The 26,089-nt window shown below is 66.5% G+C and carries 28 protein-coding genes and 1 pseudogene; 9 read left to right on the top strand and 20 right to left on the bottom strand.

The window, feature by feature from the left end; all coding sequences use genetic code 11:
• Positions 1-3: 3 nt before the first annotated feature.
• From ACP7B7_RS20260 to ACP7B7_RS20245, 4 genes are all read right to left on the bottom strand, one after another.
• Positions 4-510 carry a hypothetical protein gene (locus ACP7B7_RS20260; protein WP_426077859.1) on the bottom strand — a complete coding sequence of 169 codons (507 nt, stop codon included), beginning with the start codon at positions 508-510 and terminating at the stop codon, positions 4-6.
• A 75-nt stretch (positions 511-585) separates the two neighbouring features.
• Positions 586-1,755, bottom strand: a complete 1,170-nt coding sequence (locus ACP7B7_RS20255) for an MFS transporter (RefSeq protein ID WP_426077858.1) — start codon at positions 1,753-1,755, stop codon at positions 586-588.
• Between the two features lie 81 nt (positions 1,756-1,836).
• A complete protein-coding gene (locus tag ACP7B7_RS20250; protein ID WP_426077857.1) occupies positions 1,837-2,751 on the bottom strand; it encodes a LysR substrate-binding domain-containing protein in 915 nt (304 codons plus the stop codon).
• The gene (locus tag ACP7B7_RS20245; RefSeq protein WP_426077856.1) at positions 2,748-3,512 is read right to left on the bottom strand and encodes an RNA methyltransferase; all 765 of its coding nucleotides are present in this window, start codon (positions 3,510-3,512) and stop codon (positions 2,748-2,750) included. Before ACP7B7_RS20245 ends, ACP7B7_RS20250 begins: the two co-directional genes overlap by 4 nt.
• A 194-nt stretch (positions 3,513-3,706) precedes the next feature.
• Between ACP7B7_RS20245 and ACP7B7_RS20240 the strand changes: the two genes are divergently transcribed.
• Entirely contained in the window at positions 3,707-4,486 is a 780-nt protein-coding gene (locus ACP7B7_RS20240) for an inositol monophosphatase family protein (protein ID WP_065307196.1), read from the top strand.
• A gap of 66 nt (positions 4,487-4,552) precedes the next feature.
• On the opposite strand, the gene ACP7B7_RS20235 is transcribed toward ACP7B7_RS20240, so the two are convergent.
• Complete coding sequence (locus ACP7B7_RS20235; protein ID WP_308922227.1) at positions 4,553-5,206, bottom strand: hydrolase; 654 nt, start codon at positions 5,204-5,206, stop codon at positions 4,553-4,555.
• 238 nt (positions 5,207-5,444) lie between these two features.
• Positions 5,445-6,194 carry a hypothetical protein gene (locus ACP7B7_RS20230; RefSeq protein WP_308922228.1) on the bottom strand — a complete coding sequence of 250 codons (750 nt, stop codon included), beginning with the start codon at positions 6,192-6,194 and terminating at the stop codon, positions 5,445-5,447.
• A 32-nt stretch (positions 6,195-6,226) separates the two neighbouring features.
• Here ACP7B7_RS20230 and ACP7B7_RS20225 point away from each other — a divergent pair.
• Positions 6,227-6,277, top strand: a pseudogene (locus ACP7B7_RS20225) (hypothetical protein); the annotation flags it as partial.
• A gap of 24 nt (positions 6,278-6,301) precedes the next feature.
• A complete protein-coding gene (locus ACP7B7_RS20220) occupies positions 6,302-6,595 on the top strand; it encodes a hypothetical protein (protein WP_426077855.1) in 294 nt (97 codons plus the stop codon).
• A gap of 62 nt (positions 6,596-6,657) precedes the next feature.
• Here ACP7B7_RS20220 and ACP7B7_RS20215 read toward each other — a convergent pair whose 3' ends face one another.
• The 3 genes from ACP7B7_RS20215 to ACP7B7_RS20205 form a co-directional block, all read right to left on the bottom strand.
• On the bottom strand, positions 6,658-8,073 hold the full coding sequence (locus tag ACP7B7_RS20215) for a M56 family metallopeptidase (protein WP_426077854.1): 1,416 nt from the start codon (positions 8,071-8,073) through the stop codon (positions 6,658-6,660).
• A gap of 3 nt (positions 8,074-8,076) precedes the next feature.
• Positions 8,077-8,454: a BlaI/MecI/CopY family transcriptional regulator gene (locus tag ACP7B7_RS20210; protein WP_426077853.1), complete on the bottom strand. Its 378-nt coding sequence runs from the start codon at positions 8,452-8,454 to the stop codon at positions 8,077-8,079.
• Between the two features lie 99 nt (positions 8,455-8,553).
• Positions 8,554-10,278: a methyl-accepting chemotaxis protein gene (locus ACP7B7_RS20205; protein ID WP_426077852.1), complete on the bottom strand. Its 1,725-nt coding sequence runs from the start codon at positions 10,276-10,278 to the stop codon at positions 8,554-8,556.
• A gap of 250 nt (positions 10,279-10,528) precedes the next feature.
• On the opposite strand from ACP7B7_RS20205, the gene ACP7B7_RS20200 reads away from it, so the two are divergent.
• Positions 10,529-11,902: a DEAD/DEAH box helicase gene (locus ACP7B7_RS20200; protein WP_308922233.1), complete on the top strand. Its 1,374-nt coding sequence runs from the start codon at positions 10,529-10,531 to the stop codon at positions 11,900-11,902.
• A gap of 58 nt (positions 11,903-11,960) precedes the next feature.
• Here ACP7B7_RS20200 and ACP7B7_RS20195 read toward each other — a convergent pair whose 3' ends face one another.
• Both ACP7B7_RS20195 and ACP7B7_RS20190 read right to left on the bottom strand, forming a co-directional pair.
• Positions 11,961-13,058 carry a sensor histidine kinase gene (locus ACP7B7_RS20195; RefSeq protein WP_308922234.1) on the bottom strand — a complete coding sequence of 366 codons (1,098 nt, stop codon included), beginning with the start codon at positions 13,056-13,058 and terminating at the stop codon, positions 11,961-11,963.
• A complete protein-coding gene (locus ACP7B7_RS20190; RefSeq protein ID WP_426077851.1) occupies positions 13,058-13,807 on the bottom strand; it encodes a LytR/AlgR family response regulator transcription factor in 750 nt (249 codons plus the stop codon). Before ACP7B7_RS20190 ends, ACP7B7_RS20195 begins: the two co-directional genes overlap by 1 nt.
• A gap of 126 nt (positions 13,808-13,933) precedes the next feature.
• Here ACP7B7_RS20190 and ACP7B7_RS20185 point away from each other — a divergent pair, with 126 nt between their 5' ends.
• Entirely contained in the window at positions 13,934-14,479 is a 546-nt protein-coding gene (locus ACP7B7_RS20185) for a hypothetical protein (protein WP_426077850.1), read from the top strand.
• The gene (locus ACP7B7_RS20180; protein WP_426077849.1) at positions 14,476-16,842 is read left to right on the top strand and encodes a CHAT domain-containing protein; all 2,367 of its coding nucleotides are present in this window, start codon (positions 14,476-14,478) and stop codon (positions 16,840-16,842) included. Before ACP7B7_RS20185 ends, ACP7B7_RS20180 begins: the two co-directional genes overlap by 4 nt.
• A 3-nt stretch (positions 16,843-16,845) precedes the next feature.
• Here ACP7B7_RS20180 and ACP7B7_RS20175 read toward each other — a convergent pair whose 3' ends face one another.
• A complete protein-coding gene (locus ACP7B7_RS20175; RefSeq protein ID WP_426077848.1) occupies positions 16,846-17,277 on the bottom strand; it encodes a hypothetical protein in 432 nt (143 codons plus the stop codon).
• 266 nt (positions 17,278-17,543) lie between these two features.
• On the opposite strand from ACP7B7_RS20175, the gene ACP7B7_RS20170 reads away from it, so the two are divergent.
• Together ACP7B7_RS20170 and ACP7B7_RS20165 are read left to right on the top strand one after the other, a co-directional pair.
• Positions 17,544-18,320, top strand: coding sequence for a hypothetical protein (locus tag ACP7B7_RS20170; RefSeq protein WP_426077847.1), 777 nt, complete (start codon positions 17,544-17,546; stop codon positions 18,318-18,320).
• Positions 18,317-18,763, top strand: a complete 447-nt coding sequence (locus ACP7B7_RS20165; RefSeq protein WP_308922240.1) for a histidine kinase — start codon at positions 18,317-18,319, stop codon at positions 18,761-18,763. The genes ACP7B7_RS20170 and ACP7B7_RS20165 overlap by 4 nt, the downstream gene beginning before the upstream one ends.
• Before the next feature lie 169 nt (positions 18,764-18,932).
• Here the strand turns inward: ACP7B7_RS20165 and phbB are convergent, their stop codons facing one another.
• Complete coding sequence (gene phbB, locus ACP7B7_RS20160) at positions 18,933-19,691, bottom strand: acetoacetyl-CoA reductase (protein WP_308922241.1); 759 nt, start codon at positions 19,689-19,691, stop codon at positions 18,933-18,935.
• Positions 19,692-19,854: 163 nt separating this feature from the next.
• Here phbB and ACP7B7_RS20155 point away from each other — a divergent pair, with 163 nt between their 5' ends.
• Positions 19,855-20,730, top strand: coding sequence for a universal stress protein (locus ACP7B7_RS20155; RefSeq protein ID WP_308922242.1), 876 nt, complete (start codon positions 19,855-19,857; stop codon positions 20,728-20,730).
• Positions 20,731-20,736: 6 nt separating this feature from the next.
• Here ACP7B7_RS20155 and ACP7B7_RS20150 read toward each other — a convergent pair whose 3' ends face one another.
• The 7 genes from ACP7B7_RS20150 to ACP7B7_RS20120 all read right to left on the bottom strand — a co-directional run bounded on the left by ACP7B7_RS20150 (position 20,737) and on the right by ACP7B7_RS20120 (position 25,988).
• Positions 20,737-21,099 (bottom strand): hypothetical protein, encoded by a 363-nt coding sequence (locus tag ACP7B7_RS20150; RefSeq protein WP_308922243.1) that lies wholly within the window; start codon positions 21,097-21,099, stop codon positions 20,737-20,739.
• 169 nt (positions 21,100-21,268) lie between these two features.
• Positions 21,269-21,844: a hypothetical protein gene (locus tag ACP7B7_RS20145; RefSeq protein ID WP_426077846.1), complete on the bottom strand. Its 576-nt coding sequence runs from the start codon at positions 21,842-21,844 to the stop codon at positions 21,269-21,271.
• Positions 21,845-21,966: 122 nt separating this feature from the next.
• Positions 21,967-22,695 (bottom strand): amino acid ABC transporter ATP-binding protein, encoded by a 729-nt coding sequence (locus tag ACP7B7_RS20140; RefSeq protein WP_308922245.1) that lies wholly within the window; start codon positions 22,693-22,695, stop codon positions 21,967-21,969.
• Positions 22,692-23,384, bottom strand: a complete 693-nt coding sequence (locus tag ACP7B7_RS20135; RefSeq protein WP_308922246.1) for an amino acid ABC transporter permease — start codon at positions 23,382-23,384, stop codon at positions 22,692-22,694. The genes ACP7B7_RS20140 and ACP7B7_RS20135 overlap by 4 nt, the downstream gene beginning before the upstream one ends.
• Positions 23,381-24,061, bottom strand: a complete 681-nt coding sequence (locus ACP7B7_RS20130) for an amino acid ABC transporter permease (protein WP_426077845.1) — start codon at positions 24,059-24,061, stop codon at positions 23,381-23,383. Before ACP7B7_RS20130 ends, ACP7B7_RS20135 begins: the two co-directional genes overlap by 4 nt.
• 22 nt (positions 24,062-24,083) lie before the next feature.
• Positions 24,084-24,914: an ABC transporter substrate-binding protein gene (locus tag ACP7B7_RS20125; RefSeq protein ID WP_426077844.1), complete on the bottom strand. Its 831-nt coding sequence runs from the start codon at positions 24,912-24,914 to the stop codon at positions 24,084-24,086.
• Positions 24,915-25,010: 96 nt separating this feature from the next.
• Positions 25,011-25,988, bottom strand: a complete 978-nt coding sequence (locus tag ACP7B7_RS20120; protein WP_308922248.1) for a 2-hydroxyacid dehydrogenase — start codon at positions 25,986-25,988, stop codon at positions 25,011-25,013.
• Between the last annotated feature and the right edge of the window lie 101 nt (positions 25,989-26,089).

Below are 26,089 nucleotides of genomic sequence, written 5' to 3'. Positions count from 1 at the left end.
CCTTCATGACAATTCGGGCAACGGCCCGGGATAGCCGATGGCGGCCCAGCTGGCGCTGTCGGCATACCAGGCGCCCAGGATCAGGTCGTGCAAGGCCAGGTAAGCCGTCTGCAAGGTGGCAAAGCGGTGAAAACGCCAGTCTTGCAGGAATGCCGCCACCTGGCGCGGATCGGCGTCACGCCAGCCAGCCGTGACGCCGGCGACAAAACGGCGCGCGGGCGCCAGCGCCAGCAGGCCGAACAGATCCCGCACCTCGCCTTGCTGGACCAGCGGCAAGCCGTGGATCGCCGTGCGCACGCCGTCGATGGCGCGCGCCAGTGCCGCTGCGCCCGGCGGCAAGGCGCCGCCCAGCATGGCCGGCACGATGGCGGCCAGCGCCGCGCGCGCCTCGCCGTCGAGTTCGAACCGGCGCAAGGGCGCCGGCCCGCGCGCCAGCCGATACACGGCGCCGCCGGCCGCCACGGTGCACGCGCCCAGCAGGCCCAGCTTGAAAAACGATCTGCGTCGCATGGTGTTGCGTCTCCTGTCATGACCTGTTTTTTGCGGCCAGTGTACGCCAGGAGCAAGGGCTAACGCGCGCAAAAACTAGAGCGCCGGGTCTAACTCGTGCGCAGCAGGTGTACGCCACAGCAGCAGCATCGCCAGCAGCGCCGCCGCCATGCCGCCCAGGCTGATGAAGGGCAGGCCCCAGCCGGCGATCAGCACGCCGCCGAGCAGCCCGCCGGCCGCCGTGCCCAAGTTGAAGGAGGCGATATTCAGGCCCGCCGCCACCGCCGCCACACCGGGATTGAGCTGGCGGGCCAGGCGCAGCAGCCGCATGGTCGACAGGGTGACGATGGCAAAGAACAGCAGGCCCAGGCTGCCGCACAGGGCCAGCATCGCCCAAGGCTGGGCGCGCAGAATATAAAAGCCCGGCAGATTGAGCGCCAGCGCGGCCAGCGCCAACAAGGTCCAGCCGCGCGCCTGCAAGCCATCGGCAAGGCGGCCACCGAGCAGGTTGCCGCCGATGGCGCACACGCCAAAACTGAGCATGGCGGCGCCCAGCCAGTTGGCGTCCAGCCCGCTCACCTGCAGCAAAAACGGCGAAATATAGGTAAAAAAGCTGAAGGTGGCCACGCTGACGAGCGCCGCGATACCGGCCGCCAGCAGCAAGGCCGGCTGCAACAGGGCGCGCAGGCTGGCCAGCGCGGACAAGGTCGGCGCCGGTGGACTTGTCTTCGGCATGGCCAACTGCAAGCCCACGCTCCCGGCCAGCGCCAGCACGGCGATGGCGGCAAACACGGCGCGCCACGACCAGAGTTCTCCCAGCCAGGTGCCCATCGGCACGCCGCAAGCGAGCGCCAGGGTCAGTCCCAGCCACACAAGGGCCAGCGCCCGCCCCGAGCGCGACGGTTCGACCAGCCTGGTGGCGGCGTTCGAGGCCACCGCCATGAACACGCCATGCGCCAGGCCGACCAGGAAGCGCAGCAACAGCAAGCTGGTCAAGCCCGGCGCAGCGGCCATGCCGACGCTGCCCACCGCCAGCACCAGCATGGTGGCGGCCAATACACGCCGGTCGGACCGGCACGCCAGCAGCGCCGTCAGGATCGGCGCGCCGATGGCCGCGCCCAGCGCATAGGCGGCAATCGCGCCACCGGTCGCCGCCACGCTGGCGTGCAGCTCGCGCGCCATGCCGGACAACAGTCCGGCGGCGATAAACTCGGACAAGCCGAAGGCAAAGCTGCACAGCGACAGCAGGTAGATGGCAATGGGCATGATGGCTCCTTGATGCGAAACCACCATGCTGGCACCTGCCATACTTTCTGTAAAATATCTTGTTTGTCTCGGATTGAGACGTCAAAAGTCTTGTTGTTCGCCGGCGGACAGGCGCAGCTGTGCCAGCAGCCGCTCGCGCACCGGCAAGGCCTGCCGTGCGTTCCACGCCACAGACAGGTCCAGCCGCACCAGTTGCTCGGGCGCATCGGTGATCAAGGGCAGCATCACGGCGCCGATGGGCAGCGTGGCCGCCAGGCTGGCCGGCAGCAGCGCCACGCCAAAGCCGGCCGCCACCAGGCCGGCCACCGTTTGCAAGCGCCTGGCCCGCTGCACCACCTGCGGCACGAAACCGGCATGCAGGCACAGGCTGGCCAGCTGGTCGTGAAAGCCCTGGCCCAGCGCGCGCGGCGAAGCGACAAAGTCTTCCTCCTGGAGCGCCGATAAAGCCACCGCCGGCCGCCCCGCCAGCCGGTGGCCGGCCGGCAGCGCCGCCATGATCGCTTCGCCGGACAAGCGTTCAAAGGCGAGCGCCGGCGTGCTGCGCCCCGGTGCGCGCAGCAGCGCGACATCGAGCTGGCCCGCTTCGAGCAGCTCCACCAGTTCTTGGGTCGACGCTTCGCGCAAGCTCAAGTGCACATCCGGAAAATCGGCACGGAACTGGCGCAAGGCGTCCAGCACGTGGGCATACGGGGTGACCTGGATAAAGCCCAGCCGCAAGTGTCCGGCGCTGCCCTGCGCCACGCGCCGCGTTTCGGCCACGCCACTCTCCAGGGTGGCGAGTACCTGCCTGGCGGTGGCGAGAAAAGCCGTGCCGGCGGCCGTCAGGCCGACCTTGCGGTTGCTGCGTTCAAATACCGGATAGCCGAGCTGTTGTTCCAGCCGCAGGATCGCCTGCGACAGCGGCGGCTGGGCCATGTGCAGCCGTTCGGCGGCGCGCCGAAAATTGAGTTCTTCGGCCACCGCGATAAACTGGCGCAACAGCCGCGTTTCGATCATCGCGGCTTTTTCGCCATCACCAGGATATGGCGGGCGATGCCGCGCAGGATATTGACTTCTTCCGTTTCCAGCCCGGTGCGCGAAAACAGCCGTTTCAAGCGCGGCATCAGCTTTTTCGGATTGTCGGCGTCGAGGAAATCGATGGCCACCAGCGCTTCCTGCAAATGCGCATACATGCCGTCGACCTGGGCCAGGCTGGCCGCGTCGCCATGGAAACCGATGGGACTTGCGACTTGTTCATCTCCCAGCGCGGCCACGCGGCACTCGTAGGCGATCACCTGCGCCGCCTGCGACAGGTTCAGCGAGGAATACTCGGGGTTGGCCGGGATATTGATCAGCACATTGCACTGCTCGACGATCTCGTTGGGCAAACCAAAACGCTCATTGCCGAAAATCACGGCCGCATGCAGCTCGGTGCCGGCGGCCAGCTGGGCCGCGATCGCGCGCGGCGCGATCACCGGCGGCGAAAATTCGCGCAGGCGGGCCGAGACGGCGGCCGCGTAGTTGCAGCCTTCCAGCGCCTCGGCGATCGAGCCGACGATGCGCGCGCGGGCCAGGATATCCTGCGCGCCGCTGGCAAAGGCCACCGCTTCCGGGTCGCTCAGGGCGTCGGCAAAGCGCGGGTTGACCAGCACCAGGTCGGAAAAGCCCATCGTTTTCATGGCCCGCGCGACGGCGCCGATATTGCCGGAACGGCTGGTCTCGACGAGGATAAATCGGAGGCGTTTGAAAAGAGACGTATTGATTTCGGGCAGATTCATTTAAAATAGCGCCATTGCGCGGTATCGATACAGGAAATGTCGGGGACGACGTCACAAAACGCTGACGCCAGGCCGGGATTTTAACCACTTCGCCACCGCTTTGCTCTTTAATTCATTCTTGCACTCCTGCGCTCCAGTACAAACCGGTACTGCCGGGCGCTCGCGTGCTTTTAACGGAAGCTCACATGCACCCAATGCTCAATACGGCCATCAAGGCCGCCCGCCGCGCCGCCACCGTCATCAACCGCGCGTCTTTCGACCTCGACCGCGTCGTCGTCACGGAAAAACAACATAACGATTTCGTCACCGACGTCGACCAGGCGGCCGAACAAGCCATCATCGAGGTGCTGTCCAAAGCCTACCCGGACCACGCGTTCCTGGGCGAGGAATCGGGCGCTTCCGCCAACTCGCACGACGAGAATGAATTTCAGTGGATCATCGACCCGATCGATGGCACCACCAACTTTATCCACGGCTTCCCGCAATACTGCATCTCGCTGGCGCTGGCCCAGCGCGGCATCGTCACGCAAGCCGTGATCTATGACCCGGTACGCAACGACTTGTTTACGGCCAGCAAAGGCGCCGGCGCCTTCCTGAATGAAAAGCGCATCCGCGTCACCAAACTGGACCGCGTTGCCAACGCCATGCTGGGCACCGGCCACGGCGCCGGCCCGCGCGCGCTCGACGAATACCTCAAAATGTACGCCATCATGGGCGAACGCAGCCAGGGCGTGCGCAGCGCCGGCTCGGCCGCGCTGGACCTGGCCTACGTCGCCTGCGGCCGCCTCGACGGCTTCTATCAAAAGGGCCTGAAGCCGTGGGACATCGCCGCCGGCGCGCTGATGATCACGGAATCGGGCGGCATCGTCGGTGAATTCTCCGGCGAGTCGGACTATCTGTACAAGGGCGACGTGATCGCCGCCAGCCCGAAAGTGTTTGGCCAGATGGTGAGTTTGCTGGCGCCATTTGCCTGATCATCATACGCAGCATAAAAAACCGGCCTCGGCCGGTTTTTTTACGCCTGCTTGGCGTGAAGAAAATCAATGCCCTTCGCTGGCGTTAAACATGGTCTTGGCGTAGATCAGGCCCAGGCCATAGCCGCCGCCGTGCGCCACGGCCGTCGCCACGGTCTCATTGTAGGTCTCGCCACGGGCCCAGTCGCGCTGCAGTTCCAGCAGGTATTGCACCGACGTCATCGGCTGGGCGCCCGCCTGTATCATGCGCTGCATCGCCATCTGGTGCGCTTCGTCCGACACGTCGCCGCTGGCGTCGGCGATCACATACACCTCGAAGCCCTGCTCCAAAGCCGACAATGCCGGGCCGACGATGCATACCGAGGTCCACAAGCCGGCCAGCACGATCTTGGCCTTGCCGTGGGCGTTGACGCGCTCGGCGATGCGCGGGTCTTCCCAGGTATTCATGCTGGTGCGGTCGATCGGGGCCAGGTCCGGGAAGACCGACTGGATTTCGTTGAAGATGGGGCCGGAGAACGATTTTTCCGCCACCGTGGTCAGGATCGTCGGCACCTTGAATTCAGACGCCGCTTTCGATACCAGCGCCGCGTTATTGCGCAGCAGGGCCAGGTCGATCGAGCGGGTGGCGAACGCCATCTGCGACTGGTGGTCGATCATGATCAGGGTGTGGTCGTTCGGGGTCAGCAGTTTTTGAGCGGCTTGGGCGGTGGCGATAGGCATGATGGCGTCCTTTGAATAGAAAAATAGTCGAAAAAATTGAATATGATAAAGCGTGCTTCATGATGCTGAACTTCCCTGCTGTATCAGTGTGTGCCGAGCGAGTGCATGCAGTATGCAGCAAGCAGCGCATAACTTAAAACGCAAAGTTTGCGAAGTCATATTCGATTTTTTCGATTATTGTTTTCAGCCAAAAAAAAGCTGCCGAGACATCCGGCAGCTTGCAAGGCATGACTCTCCATCAATCCGACACGGGATAGCTCTCGATGGTGGTGATGCCGGAAGGCGTGGTCACCTTGACCGTCAGCACGCCGTTGCGCGCAGTGTTCTGCTGGCAACTGGTGCCGACCTGGCCGACGTCGCTGATCATCTGCACCACATGGATCCAGTTGGCCGCCACTTCGCTGTCGTTGTTCGGCACGATGATGTCGCGCGTGCCGACGATGACGCCATTGCTGGTGGAAAAATTGATGGTGGTGCCCGCCGGCAGCGGATTGCCGGGCAAGTCGATCGCCTGCCCCGTCACGGCCGCGCGGTTGACCGGAAACACGGTCGGGTTGCTGTCGCGGATGGCGAGCGGGAAGCTGCGCACGGCGTTTTCAAACGCGGTGCCGTCGACGCAATGGTCGAGCGCGATCGAGGTGCCGTTCAGCGGCGTGATGCGCGCAGTGCTGGTTGACAGCACCTGCACCAGGGCGCGGCGTACGTGGACAGTATTGGCGGCGGTGGTATTGACGCTGGAGGCGGCGCGCAGTACACCATTGTATTGCCCGTCACCAGTGGCGTTCCAGGCGCCGCTGCCGTTCGAATCGATATACGCTTCGCCGCTGGCGCGCGTGGCGTTGCCGGTGTTGTAGGCGTCGTCGCGGAAATCGGCATTGCTGCCCGTGACGGCGCGGTCATTGCGGAACGGTTCGCCCAGGTCGGCATAGCCTTCGCCCGCATCGTAGACATGGTTGCCGTTGGCGTCAGTGAAGCTTTCTTCGCCCAACGTTCGGTGACCTCTACCATCAACGCTGGCGCATCGAGGAAGCCTTCAAGCGTCTCAAACACCGACTCCATCTGGAGCACGTGACGGGACTGTCACAGCAGGCCCTGATGCAGGATCTCGCCGCCAAGGTACTGTGCGATAACCTGCAGGCGCTGGCGAACTGCGCCGCCGGCCAGCAACATGCATTGCCGCCGGACAGACACGTCAACCATACCTATGCCCATTCGGTACTCAAGCCGCTCTTGCCATCGTTGCTGCTTGGGCTGGCGGCAGCCCACTTGCTCACCGACGCGTTGGCGCTGATCGCCAAGCGAACGTTTAAACATCGCCCAGGACAATCAAAGTCAGGGCACACCAACGCCTACAAGCCCCATAAATACATGGCCTACAAGGCTGCCTGATGGCAGCCTATCGCTTAACTTGGGTGGATTGGGTCGGACCCCATTCCTTGCTTTGGGGTTAATTAACGGCCGAACTGCTCCTTGCGCATGCGCAGGGCGCGCGCGGTGGCGTTGGCGTCGAGGCCGGCCAGCCACTGTTGCGGGTCCTGCAGGCGCCCGTTGCGGCTGACCTGGAAATGCAGGTGCGGTCCCGTCGCCAGGCCGGTATCGCCCACCGTGCCGATGGCCTGCCCGGCCGTGACGGCCATGCCGGTCGTCAGCGTGACCCGGTCCAGATGGGCGTACAGCGACTCGATGCCGCCGCCATGGTCGATACGCACGGCCTTGCCCAGGCGCGCATCTTCGCTGACGCTGGCGATGCCGTCGGCCGCCGCATGCACCGGCGTGCCGCGCCGGGCGCCCAGGTCGATGCCGCGATGGCCTTGTGGCGTCATCTGGCGCACCACGCCAAAGAACCCCGTGACGCGCATGGTGTCCAGCGGGTTGCGCCAGGCAGCTGGCGCAGTGAGCATGGCGGCGGGCGTGGCCGCTACCGACCAGGCCAGTGCCGGCTGCAGCGCCAGGCTGGCCGCGCCGATGGCGCACAGCAGCAGCGCCGTCAGCGCGCGCAGCAGCGGATGCGAGCGCGCCTGGCCGTCGCGCAGATGGCTCAGGCGCTCCGCCATGCGGCCGCCGCCAAAGGCCAGGCCCGGCAGCGGCTGGGCCTGCAGGCCCAGCTGCTTCACCAGCGCCGCCGCATATTGCTGGCGCTCGCGGTGCGGCCGTCCGGCCAGCACTTGGCGGTCGCAGCCCAGTTCCTGCGCCCAGGCCAGCTTGCCCGCCAGCCAGCGCGCGGCCGGATTGAACCACAGCAGCGCCTGCAGCAGAGTTGCCAGCAAGAGCATCAGCGGATCGCGGCGGCGGGCATGGGTCAGCTCATGGGCGATTACCAGTTGCTGCTGTTCTGGGGTGAACTGCGCCAGGTGCGCCGGCAACAGCAAGCGTGGCCGCCAGATTCCCACCAGCATCGGCGAGATCGGCGCGTCCACTTCCAGCACGTCGACGCCATGCAGCCGGCGCCGCTGCGCCAGCGCGAGCAAGGTGCGCAACATGGCGCGGCCACGCCGCCAGCGCCAGGCCGTGACAGCCACGCCCAGCAGATACGCCAGGCCCCAGGCGGCCGGCACCAGCGCCAGCCAGGAAGCAGCGGAGGGCAGCGGGGCGGCTGGCGCATCGCTGGGCATCGTCACGTCGGGCGCGACGCCGGCCAGCGCCACCGGCACGGTCAGCTCGGGCACCACGCTCAGCTGATGCGTGTCGGGCAGCAGCGGCAGCACGAATGCGGCGGCCAGCACCAGCTGCGCGACTAGCCAGACGCCGCGCTGGGCGGCCAGCGCGGGCCAGCGCCGTTGCGCCAGGCTCAGCAAACACCATAGCAGCAGGCCGGTGACCAGGCAGGCGGCGCTGGCCTGCAGCAGCGTGAGAGAAAACAGCAGCATCGCTTATTCCTTCGCGTCACTGGGCCAGTCCTGCAGCAGTTGTTCCAGCTGCGCCAGTTCCTGCCGGTCGACCAGTTTGCTGCCGGTAAACATGGTCACCGGCAAGGGACTGTCCAGCTCCATCACGCGCCGGCCGAAATCATGGGCAAACGCGGCCAGGGTGGCCACCTTGTCGGCGCCGGTTTCATATACCTGCACGCCCTGCTCGCTGCGCTGCACCAGCATGCCTTTTTCCAGCATGCGCTCGACCGTCTTGCGGGTCGATGAAAACGACCAGCCCAGCTCGGCCTCCACGCTGGCGTGCAGCGCGCGCGCCGACAGCGGCTGGCCTTTCCACAGGGCTTTCAACAAGGTCAGTTCGGTAACGGATGGCGTGGCCATGGCACTCCTTTTGCAGTAATATATGCAACGATTATGCGACAACCGTCACATGACGCGCAAGCCATTTCCGCGACAAGTGTCACATGCTTTTTATTTGCCTTAGAATTCTTCCCATTCATCTTCGCCGGGACGCGGCTTGCCGGCCGGCGCATGCGGCGCCAGCGACGGCTTGACCACCCTGGCGGCCAGCGTTTTCACCGGCGCCCGCGGCGCGGCGCGCGTCAACGCGGGACGCCTGGCGGCCGGCGCAGGCATGACGGTGGCCGCCGCCTCGCCGGTGCGGAACACGCTCACGGCCTCGGCCAGCCGCGCCGCCTGGTCCTGCATGGCTTCGGCGGCTGCGGCCGCCTGCTCCACCAGCGAGGCGTTCTGCTGGGTCACCTGGTCCATCTGGACGATGGCCTGGTTGACCTGCTCGATGCCGGCGCGCTGCTCGTCGCTGGCGGCCGCTATCTGCCCGACGATGCCGCTGACCTGCCGCACGCTGTCGACGATCTCGCGCATGGTGACGCCCGCATCGTCGACCAGGCGCGCGCCGCTTTCCACCTGCGCCACCGAGTCGTTGATCAGTTCCTTGATTTCCCTGGCGGCCTGGCCTGAACGCTGCGCCAGGTTGCGCACTTCGGTGGCGACCACCGCGAAGCCGCGCCCCTGCTCGCCGGCGCGCGCCGCCTCGACCGCCGCGTTCAGCGCCAGGATATTGGTTTGAAAGGCGATGCCGTCGATCACGCCGATGATGTCGACGATCTTGCGCGACGAGACATTGATGGCGCCCATGGTGTCGACCACCTGCGCCACCACCGCGCCGCCCTTGCCCGCCACCGTGGAGGCCGAGGCGGCCAGGCCATTGGCCTCGCGCGCATTGTGGGCATTCTGCTGCACCGTGCTGGTCAGCTCTTCCATCGACGAGGCCGTTTCTTCCAGCGAGCTGGCCTGCTGCTCGGTGCGCGACGACAAATCAAGGTTGCCGGCGGCGATCTGGCGCGAGGCGGTGGCGATGCTGTCGGTGCCGCCGCGCACTTCGGTGACGATGCGCAGCAGGCTGGCCGCCATCTCGCGCAGGGCCTGCATCAGTTCGCCGGTTTCATCTTGTGATGTCACCTCGACGCGCACCGTCAGGTCGCCCTCGGCCACCTGCCGCGCCACCTCGATGGCCGAGCGCAAGGGCCGGCTGATATTGCGCGCCAGCCACATCGCGATCATCGCCGCCAGCAGCATCGTCAGGGCGCCGCCACCGAGCAGCACCCAGCGCGTCTGCGCCTGCAGCGATGCCGCCGCGCTGCTGCGCCCGGCCAGCAGGCTTTCTTCCGCATCGCCGATTTGCGTCAGCAGCGCGCGCATGGCGTCCATGCCCTGCTTGCCCTTGCCCTGCCGTTCCAACGCCAGCACCGGTTCGATCTCCGCCGTGCCTTGCGCCGCCGCGCGCCGCAGGGCGATCACCGGGTCGAGCGCGCCACTCAGCCACGCCTGCTGCGCCGTCTCCAGCTGCGCCAGGCGCTGCTGCTGGGCCGGGTTGTCACTGGTCAGCGCGCGGATCTCGCCCAACTGCCGCAGGAAGGCGGCCTTGCCCTTCGTATACGGGTCGAGCGAACTGTCCAGGCCGGTGGTCACATAGCCGCGCTCGCCCGTTTCCATATTGAGCAGGCTTTCCAGCAGTTCGCTGGCCTTGCCCAGCACCTGGTAAGTGTGAGTATTGATGGCGTTGGCATCGGACAGCCTGGCGAAATTGACGGAGGCCACCGTGACCAGGACGGCCACCAGCAGCACGGTGGCGCCAAAACCGCCATACAGGCGGGTGGCGATGCGTAGATCGGCAATGCGCATGATGATTCTCCAGGTGAAAAATCGTGGCGCGGCATCTCCCGCGCGGAGCTGACGGAAATATTATCGAAAAGTTCAAAACAGGCGCGCCACCTTGATCTGAATCAGTTACAGCGCTTTTTGACTATGCTGTTATACTTCGCGTGTGCGGCACAAATGACCAGTCCCCTTGCCGCTGTCTTTCGACCCTAATCTGATTGCCTGCGACTGGCGCCTCCCGATGGCGACAGGCCGATCTCACAATAAAGTTACCATGTCCTTTTCCTCCCTCGGATTGTCCGACGCTATCGTTCGTGCCGTTACCGAACACGGCTACACCGTACCGACCCCGATCCAGACCCAGGCGATTCCCGCCGTACTGGCTGGCGGCGACCTGCTGGCCGGCGCACAGACCGGCACCGGCAAGACGGCCGGCTTCACGCTGCCCGTGCTGCACCGCCTGTCGACCGACGCCAATGGCGCGGCCATCACCAGCAACAGCTCGACGCGCCCGATCCGCGCGCTGATCCTGGCGCCAACACGCGAACTGGCGGCCCAGGTCGAAGAAAGCGTGCGCGCCTACAGCAAGTACACCAAGCTGAACTCGACCGTGATCTTCGGCGGCGTCGGCATCAACCCGCAAATCAAGCAGCTGAAACATGGCGTCGACATCCTGGTCGCCACGCCGGGCCGCCTGCTGGACCATATGGGCCAGGGCACGGTCGATCTGTCGAAAGTGGAAATCCTGATCCTCGATGAAGCCGACCGCATGCTGGACATGGGCTTTATCCGCGACATCAAGAAAGTGCTGGCCGTGCTGCCGCCGAAACGCCAGAACTTGCTGTTCTCGGCCACCTTCTCGGAAGAGATCAAGGCCCTGGCCGATGGCCTGCTGAACAAGCCGGCCATGATCGAAGTCGCGCGCCGCAATTCGACCGTCGAAGTGATCAAGCAGAAGATCCATCCGGTCGACCGCGACAAGAAGCACCCGATGCTGTCCTACCTGATCAAGTCGAACAACTGGACGCAGGTACTGGTCTTTACCCGCACCAAGCACGGCGCCAACAAGCTGGTCGAGCAATTGGGCGCGGACGGCATCGGCGCGCTGGCGATCCACGGCAACAAGAGCCAGTCGGCCCGCACACGCGCGCTGACCGAGTTCAAGGATGGCACCCTGCAAGTGCTGGTGGCCACCGACATCGCCGCGCGCGGTATCGATATCGACCAGTTGCCGCACGTCGTCAACTACGACCTGCCGAACATTCCGGAAGACTATGTGCACCGTATCGGCCGTACCGGCCGTGCCGGTGCCAAGGGCGAAGCCGTGTCGCTGGTCTGCGTGGATGAGCACGAAATGTTGAAAGACATCGAAAAGCTGATCAAGCAAACCCTGCCGCGTGAAGTCATCGAAGGCTTCGAGCCGGACCTGAACGCCCGCGCCCAGCCTGTGCAACTGCGCAGCGGCACCGGCGGTCACCGCAACAACAGCCGCGCGCCAGCCGGCGCCGTGGTGCGCGTGAAAACCGGCGGCAGCGGCGCCAAGCCACGCAGCGCCGGCCCATCGGGCGGCGGCGGTGGCGGCGGCAACCGTTCCGGCAATGCGCCGCGTTCGGCGGCCAACCACCGTTCGGGCGGCCGCGGCCGCTAATACCAGGCCACAAGCCTGTACGACCAACCGCCCCCCAGGCAACTGCGGGGCGGTTTTTTCATGGCGCCACGGGCGGAGCCAAAGGCAAGACGATGCGTGCCAGCACGCCGCCACCGGGCCGGCCCGCCACGCTCAGGCGCGCCCTGCCGCCATATTGCAGGGCCAGCCGTTCACGCACGCTGCGCAGGCCCAGGCCGCCGCCGCGCGTGGCCGGCGCCGCCTGCAGGCCGACACCGGTGTCGCACACTTCCAGCAGCACCATCCCTGGCGCTTGCGGGTCGCGGCATGCCGTCACGGACAGGCGCACGGGGCCGGCCTTCGGCTCGATGCCGTGCTTGATGGCGTTTTCCACCAGGGTATGCAGCAGCAGGGGCGCCAGCGGCACCTCAAGCAGTTCCGGCGCCAGCGTGCAGACGGTATCGAGCCTGGCACCCATGCGTATCTTCATCACTTCCAGGTAAGCCCGCACGGAATCGATTTCCGAGCCGATGGTGCCGCCGCCCTGCGTGCCGGCCGGCACCGCCGCGCGCAGATAGCGGATCAGATGGCCGGTCATGGCTGCCGCATCGTGCGGCTTGCTGGTGGCCAGATACTGCACATGCGCCAGGGTATTCCACAAGAAATGCGGTTCCACCTGCGCCCGCAGCAAGGCCGTTTCCGCCTGCGCCAGGGCGCGCTCGCGCTCAGCCAGGGTGGCTTGCGCCTGCGCCGCCGCCAGTTGCGCCGCCAGCGCGCGCCGTTCCTGGCGCAGGTGGCGCAAGGTGGCGCGTCCGGCCACCAGCAAGGCCAGCGCGCACGCGCCGAAGACGATGAAATCGGTGGCGCGGTCGCCCTGCATGAAGCGGGCACTGAGCGGCAGCGGCAACAGCGCGGCGGCGGCCGCCGCCAGCGCGAACACGATGACCGCCCCCAGCGCCAGTTCGCCCACCGCGCTCAAGGCGGCCACGCTAGCGGCCGCCAGCTCGCCGCGCACGCGGCGCGTGGCCAGCGCCAGCAGCAGCATCGCGGCGCCCAGCGCCACGCCGGCCAGCACGCCCTGCGCCGACCAGTCGCCGCCCAGCACCTGGCCACCCAGCCATTCGAGCAGGGCCAGCCCCAGCAGGACCAGCATGCCGGCCAGCAAGCGCACGGCGCCCCGCGAAACAGGCGGCCCCATCACATCGCGCGGAACAGATGGTGGTTCGGCAGCGACACTTTCAGCCGCGGCAGATCGACCTTCAGCTCGATCTCCATCACCTCGCCATGGCGGTGCACGGCGCGGATATGGCGCCGATTGACCAGGGTGCTGCGGTGCGTCTGCAGGTATTGCCCTGGCTCCAGCCGGTCGCTCAGCTGGCGCAGCGAATGGCGGATCAGGCCGTCGCAGCCCTCGCCCACCACGCGCGTATATTTGCTGTCGGCCACGAAGTAGTACACATCGTCGACATGCAGCATGCACACTTCCTTGCCGACCGCCACATGCAGCCATTCCAGGCGCTCCACCGGCGGTTCCGGCGCCGGCGCCACCGCCACGCCCAGCTGCGCCAGCGCCGCCGCCAGCCCCTGCAACGGCGCGCCCTGCTGCAATTTCGCCACCACTTTGGCCAGCCGTTCCGTCGCCAGAGGCTTGAGCACATAATCGACGGCATTCGCCTCGAAGGCCTGCAGCGCATGATTGTCGAACGCGGTGACAAACACCACCCGCGTGCCGACGGTCAGCGCATGGGCCACCTGCAAGCCGCTCAAGCCCGGCATGCGGATATCGAGAAAGGCGATGTCCGGCCGCAGCGCCTGGATCATGGCCAGCGCGGCCACGCCATCCCCGGCTTCGCCCAGCACCCGCAAGCCGGGCCACAGCGCCAGCAGCTGTTCGCGCAGGGCGGCGCGCATATGCGGTTCATCGTCGGCCAGAACGGCAGTCCTCATGTGATACTTTCATTAAAATAAATCACGGCCATGATAGGCCAGTCATGACGGCGCGTCCATCACCGGGCGGGCCTGGACCAGGCGCCGGCCATATTGCCGCCAAGCACTGTTGTGACTGCTATACTGATGCTCAATTCACAATCTCTGCCGGCCATGCCATCCACCTTTTCCTTGCTACCATCGTGCCTGCTGGCGCCCTTGCTGGCGCTGGCCGGCATGGCGCAGGCGGCGCCGCTCGACACGGCGACCTTGCTGCAGCTGCACAGGCTGCAGCAGCTGGAACTGGCGGCCGGACAGCCGCTGGCACTGGAAACGGCGTTGTGCATGGATCAGCAGCTCGGTCCCGCCTGGAAACTGCCGGGCGCCGGCGCCTTGCCGCCCAGCCGCTGGCAGGCGGTGGCGGAACGGATACGCCTGAGCGCCGAACAATGCATGCTGCCCGATGATGGACGGCAATATCGCGACACGGCCAGCTGGCGCGCGGCGCTGCGCGGCAAGCTGGCGCAGCGCGAGCAGATGGAAGCGGAGCGGCGCCGCCTGCGCGCCTGCGTGGCGCAGGCGGCCGACGCCGACCAGCTGAAGCAGTGCATCGCCGCGCCAGGCCAGCCCCCGCTAACGCCCGAAACCTGGCAGCGCTGGCTGACCCTGTACGCCAACCGCAGCGTGCAATGACACAGCATGCCGCACGCCGTCGCAAGGTACTGGCGGCGCTGGCCTGCCTGGCCGCGCCGTGGGGGCGTGCCGCGCCGCAGCCGAGCGCCATCGCGCCCGACACCAGCGTGTTTCCGCAGCTGGACGCCAAAATGCGCGCCGGCAACCGGCTGTTACTGGAAAAGAAGTTCCTCGCCGGCCACACCTTGCTGGCCGAGGCGCTGGCCATCGTGGAAGCCGACCCGGCGCGGCGCTGGCCGTTTCGCGCCATGGTCCTGCCACACCTTGGCTTTGCCGAGCTGGCCCTGGGAAACACGCGGCAGGCAGTCGAGCTCCTGTTCCAGGCGATACACACCCAGGACCGCATCACGGCGGAACAGCTGCAGCCGTTTGCCAGGCTGCCGGCGGCGATGGAAACCGCGATGGGCAAACAGCTGTTGAAGATCGAGTATGGCCGCCAGCTGCTGTCGGCCATCGGCGCGCCGCAAGCCGTGCGCACGGTCGGCGAGATACCGTTCGACACCACCCACGCCACGGCCGAAGTGTGGTTTACCACGGCGCGCGCGCTGCATGCCGATGGCGACTTTGCGCGGCTGGCACGCTTTTACCGCGAACGCATCGCCACGCTGCAGGCGGCCGCGGACGACCTGCCCGCCATGCTGGCGCAGGAATACCGCCACTTCAAGGTCGGCCTGCTGCTGTGGCAGGCAGGCCAGGAGGCCGCCGCCGGCGAGGCCTACGCCGCGGCCTTGCGCACCAACGGCCAGCGTTTTTCCTGCCTCGAACGGACCGGCGTCACCATGGAAGGCCTGTGGTCGGGTGTCGCCATGCGCCGCACCATCGTCTCGGCCCAGCTGGAGCAGGCGCGCCGCGCAGGCAACTTGCAGCGCCATGCCGGCGCGCTGCTGCAGAGCGTGCTGGCCGCCAAGGGCGGCGGCGCGCGCTACCAGGAAGCCTTGATGCACAAGCTCAATGCCAGCCTTGACGCACGGCTGATCGCCTGCCGCCAGCAGCTGCGGCAGCTGGAAGACCAGATTGCCGCGCTGCCGCAGACGCTGACCGATGTCACCGTCTTCATGCAACTGTCGGCCATGCACGGCATGCTGGTCAGCCAGGCGTCGGCCGCGCTGCGGATAGCCGGCCTGGACAGCATCGACCTGGCCCTGCTGCAAGACAGCCTCGGCAAGCATGCGCTGATCGGCTTTTTCGTCTATGCGCCACCGTCGGCGACCGCCCTGGTGCAGGCGCCGCCACGCTATCTGCGCTATTGCGTGCACGCGACAGGCATCGCCCTGCACGACCTGGGGCCGCAGGCGGCGCTGGAACAGGCCGTGCACCGCTACCGTGCCGCACTGACGCGCAAGACGGACGCCGCCGGCGCCGCGACGCTGGCGCAGCTGCTGCTGCGGGACCTGCCCACCGCCGTGCTGGCGGCGCCCGAATGGATCATCGATGCCGACGCCGCCCTGCACCTGCTGCCCTTCGACGCCCTGCCCGACGCCGGGGGCCAGCCGCTGGCGCTGACCCGCAACTGCCGCCATGTCAGCTCGCCGGTCCAGTTGCTGCCACGCCAGGACCAGGCAGCCAACGCCAGGCCTGGACAGGGACAGGGACCTGGGCCGGCCGCCATCTTCGCCGATCCCGCCTATGGCGCCGGCCTGGCGCAGCCGGCCAGCGCCACCATGCGCTTCGCCATGCCGGGCCACGCCAGCGCCGGCGAGCGGCAACGCCTGGTGGCGGTCGCGCCCTTGCCCGACACGGCCGGCGAAGCGCAGGCCGTGCTGGCCAGCCTGCGGCAACTGGGCATCGCCAGCGTGCTGCACCAGGGCATATATGCCAGCATCGGCGCCATGCAGGCGAGCGAGGCGCCGATCGTGCTGCATGTGGCCGCCCATGCCATCCTGGGCCAGGATATCGACGCCGCCACGGCGCCCACGCCGCGACAGGAACAGGAGTGGATGGACATGCTGCTGCCGGGCCGGCGCGCAGGCCTGCTGCTGTCGCGCGGCGGCCAGGCCGACCTGATGCTGGCCAAGGATATCGCGCGCCTGCGCTTGCACGGCACGCAGCTGGTGGTGCTGTCGGCCTGCAATACCGGCAATGGCACGGTGCTGCCGGGCGAAGGCCTGGCCAGCCTGCGCCGGGCCGTGGAAATGGCCGGCGCGCGCAGTTCCATCACCTCGCTGTGGAGCGTGCCCAGCGAGGCAAGCGCGGAACTGATGCGGCATCTGTACGGCCATATCGGCGCCGGCATGGCACCGGGCGCGGCCCTGCACCGCGCCAAGCAGGCCCTGATACGGCAGGGCCGCCCGCCGCTCGACTGGGCCGGCTTTGTATTTGCGGGAACGGATGCGGCGCTGGTGGCGCCGCAGCGCGCCGCATAAGACTCAGCGCCTGGCCTTGTTCTTGGCCTTGTAGGCCTCGATTTCCGCGGCGGCCTTGTTGAAATCAAGCTGTGCCAGGCTGTCCTTGACGGCGCTGACCAGCATTTCGTTGGCCACGTCGATGCTGGCTTTCTTGGTGTTGACATAGGTCGATGTGCGGCCCGCATCGGCCTTGACGCGCGAGCTGCTGTCGATCAGCGTGACCGCCGCCCACGCCACGGAGACGCCGTCGAGCACGGTGGCATCGCCACTGACCTGCAAGCTGAGCTTCTTGGCATTGAGCACGGCGCACTGCGCATCGCTGATCGGCCAGCCGCCGGAAGCGGTCACGATTTCCCGGATGCTCTCCACCGTGCTGGTGTTGAAGGTGCATGCGGCCTGCGCCGCAGGCAGCATGGCGCACAAAGTCAGAGCGGAGAAAACGAATTTTTTCATGATGACATTTCCTTGATTAAAGATGCCTGCGCATCGGTCTGTGGTGCGGTCAGCGCCGTGCGGTCACGCCCGGCTGCATGGACACCATTCTGGTTGAACATCGTGCGCCGCACAGCCGGCTTTGGACCAAGCCCGCCAACAGCGCGACAAACGCCCCCTGGGCGGCGACGAATGGCCGGCAGAATGCCCTGAACATTGCCTAAACGCAATGCTTTGCCACCCGCTGGCGCCGATAATCGGCTTTCCCTCCCGCTACGCCGAACGCCATGAAACGCTTGCCTGCGATTGCCCTCTTTTTGTCGAGCCTGCTGCTGGGCGGCTGCGCCACGTCCGGCAGCGGCGCGCCCGCCAGCGCCCAAGTGCTGGCGCTGGCCGATGACGCCAAGGCCCTGCAGGCGTTTGGCGAACTGGCGCTGCGCCACCGCGACAGCTATGACCGCCTGCGGCCCTACCTGAGCGAGCGGCAGGACGCCAGCGAAAAAACGCTCGACCGCCAGCGCCGCGCCATGCATGCGGACGTGGCGCTGCTGCAGCTGGGCGTGTCGCAATACCTGCAGGGCCTGGGCCAGCTGGCGCGCGACGACCGTTTTGCGTTCACCAGCGAGATCAACGCGGCCGGCGTGACGCTACGCGCCTGGCCCGGCACCGGCATCGATGACCGCGCGGTGACGGCCTACACCATCTTGCTGCGGCTGCTGGCGCGCATGCACGGCGAGGCGCGGCAGCGCCAGATGCTGGGCCAGCTGATGCAGGAAGGCGATGCCGCGCTGCAAACCCTCGTCTCGGCGCTGAACAGCCTGCTGCGCCTGTACGACAAGGCCGGCGACAATGAACGCGATATCGTGCTGGGCCTGCTGGAAACGGATATCGCCTTTGCCGATACGCCAGCGCAGCGCCTGCTGGCGGTGCTGGCGAAAACCGTGCAGCAAAGCAAGGTCGACGAATACCGGCTGTACGGCCTGCGCCACACCCTGGCGCAGCGGCAACTGGCGGCGCTGGCGCAGGAACATGCGCGCCTGGCCGCCTTGGGAGAATTGCCATGAACGAGCGCCGCGAAGCCGCCCTCGGCAGCGCCATGCGGGTCGAACAGCTGGGCGACAGCCTGTCGCAGGCGGCTGCCGCCTTGCATGCGGCGGTGATGCGCGCCATCCGCCAGCGCGCCAGCCTGGGCCAGGCCGGCATTACCCAGGCCCAGGCACAAGCCGTGTTCGCGCTGGAAGTGGCGCTGCGCCAGCAAGCCAATGCGCTGTATGCCGACGCCGCCGGCCACGTCATCACGGGGCTGGACACGGCCCAGCACCAGCTGAGCGGCCTGCTGGACACTGTGCGCCAGCGCATCGCCCGCCATGACAGCGTCAGCCACTGGATCAGCCTGGCGACCGGCTTGTTGAACCTGGGCCGGGCCGTGCTCGCGCGCAGCCCGGAACGCATCCTGTCGACCCTGGCGACGGTGCGCGAGCGGCTGCGCGAGGCAGGCGGCGATTGACGGACCGCGACACACGGACCGGCATCCCTTCCCAAAAGGCAAAGGGCAAGGCATCGCTGCCCTGCCCTTTGCCTTGCCGCCACGTCACTGTCACTGCCGCTCTACTGCGCCGGCAACCGCCCGCCTCTGTGTGCGCGCTGGGTGCCGGGTCTCCTCCAACACCAACTCGTCAACTCATGTGCTGCCCGCCATTGATGGCGATATTCGCGCCCGTCACGAACGCCGCTTCGTCCGAGGCCAGGTAGGCCACCAGCGCGGCCACCTCGTCCGGTTCGCCAAGCCGCCCCAGCGGAATCTGCGGCAGGATTTTCCTTTCCATGATGTCGGTGGGAACGGCCGTGACCATCTGCGTGCGCAGGTAGCCGGGCGAGACGGTATTGACGGTCACGCCATGGCGCGCCACTTCCAGCGCCAGCGACTTGGAAAAACCGTGCACGCCGGCCTTGGCGGCCGCATAATTGCACTGGCCGAAAGCGCCTTTCTGGCCATTGACGGACGAGATATTGATGATGCGGCCCCAGCGGTTCAGCAGCATCGGTTCGATCACCTGCTTGCTCATGTTGAAGATGCTGTCGAGATTGGTGCGCATCACTTCGCTCCAGTGCGCGCGCTCCATCTTGCGCATGCTGGCGTCGCGCGTGATGCCGGCATTGTTGACCAGCACGTCGACCCGGCCGAACTGCTGCAGCACATGGCCGACCGCCGACTGGCAGGCGTCGAAATCGCCGACGTCGGCGGCCAGCGCATGGAAGTTGAAATCCTGTGCGCGCTGCTCCTCCAGCCAGTGCGCCACGCGCGGATTACCGGGCGTATGCATGGCCACCACGGCAAAACCGGCGCCATGCAGGCGGCGGCACAGGGCCGTTCCCAGGCCGCCCATGCCGCCGGTGACCAGCGCCACGCGTTGTTCCGCCCATTGTTCTGTCATCGCATCTCCCTCTTGAATTGTTTTTCTGAGTGGGATCAAGTGTAGGAGCAGTTTTTATCAGCGACTTTGCGCAAGATCAAAGGCTCAGACTGTTGCAGCCGTGCGCGGGCGAGCCGCCGCTCTGTGCCAGAATGAAGGCCAGTTTCCATTGAAAGGCCGGCTCATGACGTATAAAACCGTGTTGCTCCATATCGATGACGGCGCCGGGCGCGCCGCCCGCATCGCGCTGGCGGCCAGCGTGGCGCAAGCCTGCGGCGGCCACTTGACGGGCGTGGCCCTGACGGGCGTGTCGCGCCTGCTGTACCAGCACCAGCCCGACCTGGACGCCGATCCCAACCTGTCGCTGCACCTCAATTTCCTGCGTGAACGGGCGGCGCGCGCGCTCGACGGTTTCGATCAGCAGGCCAGCAGTGCCGGCGTGGCCTCGTACGAGCAGCGCGTGGTCGACGACGAAGCGGCCGGCGGCATCAGCCTGCTGGCGCGCTATGCGGACCTGGTGGTGATCAGCCAGTACAACGCGGCCGACAAGTCGCCGTCGGTGATGCGCGACTTTCCCGCCTATGTGCTGCTGCATTCGGGCCGGCCGGTCCTGATCGTGCCGCATGCGATGTCGCCGGCGCAGCTGGCGCAGCCCCATCACCCGGCCGCCGCGCGCAATGTGCTGGTGTCATGGAATGGCAGCAAGGAAGCCAGCCGCGCCGTCAGCGCCGCCCTGCCGCTGCTGCAGCGGGCCGGCCAGGTGCATGTGGCCGTGTTCGACGCCCAGCTGCATGCGGCCGAGCATGGCGACCATCCGGGCGCCGACCTGCTGCAATACCTGGCCCGCCACGGCGTGCAGGCAAAACTGCTGTTACTGGACGGCGGCGCCACGCGGCGCGGCGATATCGGCGAAGCCTTGCTGACGCAGGTGTCCGAACTGTCGGCCGACTTGCTGGTGATGGGCGCCTATGGCCACTCGCGGCTGCGCGAAACCATCCTCGGCGGCGTCACGCGCACGGTGCTGCAAAGCATGACGGTACCGGTGCTGATGGCGCACTGAGCTGTTTCAGTCTTCGGAATGCCAGGTCTGCGCGCGGATCTTGGCCACCTGGCGCTGGGCCAGCCATTGCCACAGCTGCAGCGCGTCGTCCTGGCGCAGCGCCGTCATGCGGCGCGGGCTGGCCAGGGCGATCTCGCAATCGCGGTCCGACCATTCCTCGAAAGTGACTTCGCCACCGCTAGCCACTTCCACTTGGTACATCAGGCCGTCATCGTAGCCGAAACGCAGCATGGCGCTGGCGGGGCCGCCGTCGGGACCGGGACTGGCCTCGCGGTACACCTGCTCCAGCGCTTCGGCCAGCTGGGTCGGCGTGGGGGCGCTGATATTGCGCCCATCGGGCCGGGTGAGAATGAACCATGCTTGTGTCATGACGCGCCCCTATCCATACTAGTTAGCTTGCGGCTGGCAAGATGACGGACAGTAACGATGATTCCAAGCAACTCTGGCGCATGGGAACCATCCCTGTCGGCACTATTTATGCGATTAATAGTAACAGGGATCAAGCCGCCGGCGCACGGCTGTTTGTGCGCATGTGGCATCAAGCCACGCGCACGGGGATGCTGAGCGGGTCGAAGTCTTCCCAGTCGCCGTTGACGATGCTGCCCTCGGCCTGCTCCAGGTTTTGCGCGCCCAGCTGGCGCAGGGTGGCCAGCGCCCGTTCGCCCTCCTCGTCGCCCTCGACGGCCACCGCGATCAGCATGCCGGGCTGGCGCGGCCGGCGCTGGTTTTCATGCGGGCTGCCTTCGCCCGGCTCCACCTCTTCCGATTCGCCGGCGCCCTTCATTTTGTTGAAGCTGTACAAGGAACCCACATGGGCGCCCACCAGCGCGCCGACCAGCGGGCCCAGCGGACCGGTGGCCAGGGCGGTGGCCGCCCCCACGCCGGCGCCCACCGCGGCGCCGACGGCGGCCCCTTCGGCCAGGCCTTCCGGGGTTTCCTTGGCACCCGGCGACATGTCGCGGTCGCCACCGAGCTCATGCAGATCATGCTGGCCCGGCTGGTTGACGAAAAAAGCGCTGATGCGGCTGTCGGCAAAGCCCGCCCGGACCAGGGCCGCGCGCGCCGCGTCGACCTCGTCCTGTAACTGGAAATGACCTGCAAGGATGCGTGACATGATGGTTCTCCTGGTCGCTAGTCGATGAACTTGGCGCAAGGGCGCCACCGTGCATAGCGTGCGCCTGCGGCCCGATGGCGACTGTACGCTTGCGCACACTGCCAAAAAATCACCTGCCGCCATCAGGGGCGGCGGATATCGGCCAGGAATTGCCGCGCGCGCGGATGTTGCGGGCGGCTGAAAAATGCATCGGGCGTGGCCCGTTCCAGCACCTTGCCGTGATCCATGAACCAGACCCGGTCGGCCACTTCGCGCGCAAAGCCCATCTCATGCGTGACGCAGACCATCGTCATGCCGCCCTGCGCCAGGTCGCGCATCACCTGCAGCACTTCGCCCACCATTTCCGGGTCGAGCGCGCTGGTGGGTTCATCGAACAGCATCAGCGGCGGCTGCATGGCCAGCGCGCGGGCGATCGCCACGCGCTGTTGCTGGCCGCCGGACAAGGCCGCCGGCATCGCTTTGGCCTTGTGCGCCAGGCCGACCCGGTCGAGCAGCTCCAGCGCGCGCCGTTCTGCCTCCTTGCGCGGCAGGCCGCGCAGGCGCTGCGGCGCCAGCGTGCAATTATCCAGTACCGACAGATGGGGAAACAGATTGAACTGCTGGAACACGAAGCCGATCCGCGAGCGGAAGGCATTCACGTCCAGCCCCGGCGCGTGGATATCCTGGCTGGCCACCGTGATGCGCCCGGAGGCGATAGTCTCCAGGCGGTTGATGGTGCGGATCAGGGTCGATTTGCCGGAGCCGGACGGGCCGCACACCACCAGCACTTCGCCCCTGGCGACCTGCTCGCTGACGCCGTCGAGCGCGTGGTAGTTGCCATAGTATTTGTTGACCTGGTCAAACGTGATCATGCGGCCGCCGTCAGGGTGCGCGCCTGGCGGCGCTCGAGCCAGAAGGCGGCGCGCGACAGGCTGAAACAAAGAATGAAGTAGGTCAGGCCCAGCAGGAAATACACTTGCACCGGCTTGACCAGCACCAGGCCATTGATCTGCGAGGCGATGAACGACACTTCGGACAGGCCGATGATGTAGCCGAGCGAGGTTTCCTTGATGGTCGAGACGAACTGGTTCACCAGCGAGGGCAGCATATGGCGCAGCGCCTGCGGCAGGATGATGGAACCCATGGTGGCCGCATAGCCCAGGCCCAGCGAACGGGCCGCCTCGAACTGTCCCTTCGGCACGGCCTGCACGCCGGCGCGCACGATTTCGGCCAGGTAGATCGCATCGAACACCACCAGCGCGGCCAGCATGGTGCCGAACTGGCCGCTTTCATGGCCCGTCAAACTGGGCAAAAAGAAATAGGCCCAGAAGATCACCAGCAGCAAGGGAATCCCGCGCACCAGCTGGATCAGGCAGGCCACCGGCCAGCGCAGCGCGCGCCAGGGACTGAGGCGGGCCAGGCCCAGCAGCAAGCCCAAAGGCAGGCTCAGCACCAGCGCCAGGCTGGCCAGCACGACCGTCAGCGCCAGGCCGCCCAGCGGTCCTTCCGGATAGCGGCCGACCAGGAAATACAGCCAGTAATCCTGTATCAGGGCTATCATCGCGCCAGCCTTTTTTGCAGCAGGAAGGCCGCGCCGGCGATGCCCAGCGAAATGGCCAGGTAGGCGGCGCTGGCAAAGGCAAACGCCTCCACGCTGCGAAACGAGGCGGACTCCACGCGCTGGGTCTGGTACATCAGCTCGGCCACGCCGATCACGGTGGCGATACTCGTGTTTTGCCACAGGTTCAGGGTTTGCGACAGCAGCGGCGGCGCGGCCAGGCGCAGCGCCTGCGGCAGGATGCACAGGCGCATGGTGGCCAGGTAGCCGAAGCCCAGCGCCCTGCCCGCTTCGAATTGCTGCATGGGAATCGCGCGGATGCCGCTGCGGATATCTTCGGCCATATAGGCGGCCGTGTACAGCGTCAGCGCGACGACGGCGCTGGTGGCCTCGACATTGCCGGCGTACAGGCGCTCCTTCCAGGCCTGCGGCAGCAACTCGGGCGCGGCAAAATACCAGAACAAAAAATGCGCCAGCAGCGGCACGTTGCGGATCAGCTCGATATACACCGTGCCCAGCGCATTCAACAGACGCGACGGCGCCAGGCGCAGCATGGCCACGCCACAGGCCAGCGGCAAGGACAGCAGCAAGGTGATGCCCATCAATTGCAGCGACAGCAGCAAGCCGGCCAGCAACCAGTCGCGGTAGTCGCCGGACAGCAGGATATGCGGATCAAACATAAGGATCGACCATCAAGCCTGATCAGGCGTCGATCTTGTCCGAGTCGATTTTAAAGGTGCGCTTTTCGAATTTTACGTTGCTGGTCGGGCCATACCATTTGAAGAACAGTTTTTCCGCCTCGCCCGATTTTTCCAGGCCGCGCAACACATTGTCGACCGCCGTCTTGAAGCCCCTTTCGCCCTTGCGGATGCCGAAGGCCAGCACTTCCTTGCTGATGTTCTGCGGCAGCACCAGATAGTCTTTCTGCGCCGCGCCCAGCTTGGCGTAATTGTTCAGCAGCGAGACTTCATCGTCGACATAGCCGGCGCCCTTGCCCTGCTGCAAGCCAAGGTAAGCCTGGCCCGCCGTCTCGAACGTCACCACCTCGACGCCGGGCACGGCCTTGCGGATATTCGGTTCCTGGGTGCCACCCTTGACGGTCAGCACTTTCTTGCCCGCCAGGCCGGCAACGCTGGTGATATTGCTGCTTTTTTTCACCAGCACGCGCTGGCCGGTGGCAAACGTCGACAGCGAAAAATCGATCAGGCTTTCGCGCTCCTTGTTGTGGGTCAGCGACGCCGTCAGGATATCGACCCGGCCCTGCTGCAGCTCGGGAATACGGGCCGCCACCGCCAGCTGTTTGATCACCGGTTTCACGCCCAGGCCCCTGGCGATTTCGCGGCACAGGTCCACTTCATAGCCCACCAGCTGGCGCGACTTGGCATCGATAAAGCTGTTCGGCTCATCCGTGCCCAGCGCGCCGCAGACCAGCTCGCCCTTGGCCTTGATGGCGGCCAGCTGGTCGGCATGGGCCAGCTGGGAAAACGCGACAGTGGTCAGTACAAGTGCGGCGAGGTGAAGACGGGTCTGCATGGAAATCCTGTAATGGCATCGAGAATGCCGCCATTAAACCCCGGCCGCCATATATACAAAAAGGAATCTTTTCGGCATTACTTATACGTAAATCGTTTATGCACAAATCGTTGATGACAACGCATCGCGCGGCGCGCGCCCCGCCAGCAGATCCGCGACATTGTCGAGCGCCCGGTGGCCCATGGCCTCGCGCGTTTCCACAGTGGCCGTTCCCATGTGCGGCGTCATGAAGACATTGGGCAGATCGCGCAGGCGCAGATCGTAGTCCGGCTCGCAACGGAACACGTCGAGTCCGGCTGCAGCCAACTGGCCGCTATGCAGCGCGGCAATCAGATCGTCTTCGTTGACCAGCGTGCCGCGCGCCGTATTGACCAGCACCGCGCCGCGCGGCAGCAGCGCCAGCAGCGCCCCGTCGACCTGGCCGCCGAGCGCGCCGCCGGGTGCATGCAGCGACAAAACCTGGCACTGGGGCAGCATGGCGCGCACATCCGCGACATACCGGGCGCCCTGCTCGCTTTCCGGCGCCAGCCGGCGCCGGTTGTGGTACAGCACCGTCACGCCGAAGCCGCGCGCCCGCCGCGCCACCGCCTGGCCGATGCGGCCCATGCCGATGATGCCCAGCGTCTTGCCATGCAAATCGCGGCCCAGCATATCGCCCAGGCCAAAGCGCTGGCGCCAGCCCTGCTCCATGACGGCCGCATACTCGCGCCCGCGCCGCAATGCCCCCAGCATCAGGAACAGCGCCAGGTCGGCGGTCGCTTCCGTCACCACATCCGGTGTATTGGTGATAACAATGCCGCGCGTACCGGCGGCGGCAAGATCGACATGATCATATCCCACGCTGCAGGTGGCAATCAGCCTGAGCGAGGATGGCAGCCGTTCTATTGCCGCGGCATCGAAACGGACGCGGCTGGAGATCAGCACGGCCTGCATATGCGCATTGCCCTGCAGCATGGCGATCGTCTCGTCCGTGCCCAGCTGGCGGGCTTGCGAGGTGACGGCGCCAAAGCTGCTTTCGGCGCGCGCGGCGATGGCGGGCGGCAGCGGCGCCGCACACAGCAGCCGGGAATTCACGGCGCCGCCTGTCGTGCGCCGGCGGCATCGACCACGCACAGCGCCGTCATGTTGACGATGCGGCGCACGGTGGCCGATGGCGTCAGGATGTGCACCGGCTT

Origin of the sequence: Janthinobacterium sp. PSPC3-1, from assembly GCF_049896105.1 — a bacterium.
GTDB lineage: Bacteria > Pseudomonadota > Gammaproteobacteria > Burkholderiales > Burkholderiaceae_D > Janthinobacterium.
The sequence above is the reverse complement of the archived record's forward strand: the minus strand, read 5'-3'. Positions and strand labels throughout refer to the sequence as shown.

Excerpts from the sequence above, each read along its gene's own strand:
- ACP7B7_RS20260 (WP_426077859.1), bottom strand. The coding sequence starts at position 510 with ATGCGACGCAGATCGTTTTTCAAGCTGGGCCTGCTGGGCGCGTGCACC.
- ACP7B7_RS20255 (WP_426077858.1), bottom strand. The coding sequence starts at position 1,755 with ATGCCCATTGCCATCTACCTGCTGTCGCTGTGCAGCTTTGCCTTCGGC.
- ACP7B7_RS20250 (WP_426077857.1), bottom strand. The coding sequence starts at position 2,751 with ATGATCGAAACGCGGCTGTTGCGCCAGTTTATCGCGGTGGCCGAAGAA.
- ACP7B7_RS20245 (WP_426077856.1), bottom strand. The coding sequence starts at position 3,512 with ATGAATCTGCCCGAAATCAATACGTCTCTTTTCAAACGCCTCCGATTT.
- ACP7B7_RS20240 (WP_065307196.1), top strand. The coding sequence starts at position 3,707 with ATGCTCAATACGGCCATCAAGGCCGCCCGCCGCGCCGCCACCGTCATC.
- ACP7B7_RS20235 (WP_308922227.1), bottom strand. The coding sequence starts at position 5,206 with ATGCCTATCGCCACCGCCCAAGCCGCTCAAAAACTGCTGACCCCGAAC.
- ACP7B7_RS20220 (WP_426077855.1), top strand. The coding sequence starts at position 6,302 with ATGCAGGATCTCGCCGCCAAGGTACTGTGCGATAACCTGCAGGCGCTG.
- ACP7B7_RS20215 (WP_426077854.1), bottom strand. The coding sequence starts at position 8,073 with ATGCTGCTGTTTTCTCTCACGCTGCTGCAGGCCAGCGCCGCCTGCCTG.
- ACP7B7_RS20210 (WP_426077853.1), bottom strand. The coding sequence starts at position 8,454 with ATGGCCACGCCATCCGTTACCGAACTGACCTTGTTGAAAGCCCTGTGG.
- ACP7B7_RS20205 (WP_426077852.1), bottom strand. The coding sequence starts at position 10,278 with ATGCGCATTGCCGATCTACGCATCGCCACCCGCCTGTATGGCGGTTTT.
- ACP7B7_RS20200 (WP_308922233.1), top strand. The coding sequence starts at position 10,529 with ATGTCCTTTTCCTCCCTCGGATTGTCCGACGCTATCGTTCGTGCCGTT.
- ACP7B7_RS20195 (WP_308922234.1), bottom strand. The coding sequence starts at position 13,058 with ATGGGGCCGCCTGTTTCGCGGGGCGCCGTGCGCTTGCTGGCCGGCATG.
- ACP7B7_RS20190 (WP_426077851.1), bottom strand. The coding sequence starts at position 13,807 with ATGAGGACTGCCGTTCTGGCCGACGATGAACCGCATATGCGCGCCGCC.
- ACP7B7_RS20185 (WP_426077850.1), top strand. The coding sequence starts at position 13,934 with ATGCTCAATTCACAATCTCTGCCGGCCATGCCATCCACCTTTTCCTTG.
- ACP7B7_RS20180 (WP_426077849.1), top strand. The coding sequence starts at position 14,476 with ATGACACAGCATGCCGCACGCCGTCGCAAGGTACTGGCGGCGCTGGCC.
- ACP7B7_RS20175 (WP_426077848.1), bottom strand. The coding sequence starts at position 17,277 with ATGAAAAAATTCGTTTTCTCCGCTCTGACTTTGTGCGCCATGCTGCCT.
- ACP7B7_RS20170 (WP_426077847.1), top strand. The coding sequence starts at position 17,544 with ATGAAACGCTTGCCTGCGATTGCCCTCTTTTTGTCGAGCCTGCTGCTG.
- ACP7B7_RS20165 (WP_308922240.1), top strand. The coding sequence starts at position 18,317 with ATGAACGAGCGCCGCGAAGCCGCCCTCGGCAGCGCCATGCGGGTCGAA.
- phbB (WP_308922241.1), bottom strand. The coding sequence starts at position 19,691 with ATGACAGAACAATGGGCGGAACAACGCGTGGCGCTGGTCACCGGCGGC.
- ACP7B7_RS20155 (WP_308922242.1), top strand. The coding sequence starts at position 19,855 with ATGACGTATAAAACCGTGTTGCTCCATATCGATGACGGCGCCGGGCGC.
- ACP7B7_RS20150 (WP_308922243.1), bottom strand. The coding sequence starts at position 21,099 with ATGACACAAGCATGGTTCATTCTCACCCGGCCCGATGGGCGCAATATC.
- ACP7B7_RS20145 (WP_426077846.1), bottom strand. The coding sequence starts at position 21,844 with ATGTCACGCATCCTTGCAGGTCATTTCCAGTTACAGGACGAGGTCGAC.
- ACP7B7_RS20140 (WP_308922245.1), bottom strand. The coding sequence starts at position 22,695 with ATGATCACGTTTGACCAGGTCAACAAATACTATGGCAACTACCACGCG.
- ACP7B7_RS20135 (WP_308922246.1), bottom strand. The coding sequence starts at position 23,384 with ATGATAGCCCTGATACAGGATTACTGGCTGTATTTCCTGGTCGGCCGC.
- ACP7B7_RS20130 (WP_426077845.1), bottom strand. The coding sequence starts at position 24,061 with ATGTTTGATCCGCATATCCTGCTGTCCGGCGACTACCGCGACTGGTTG.
- ACP7B7_RS20125 (WP_426077844.1), bottom strand. The coding sequence starts at position 24,914 with ATGCAGACCCGTCTTCACCTCGCCGCACTTGTACTGACCACTGTCGCG.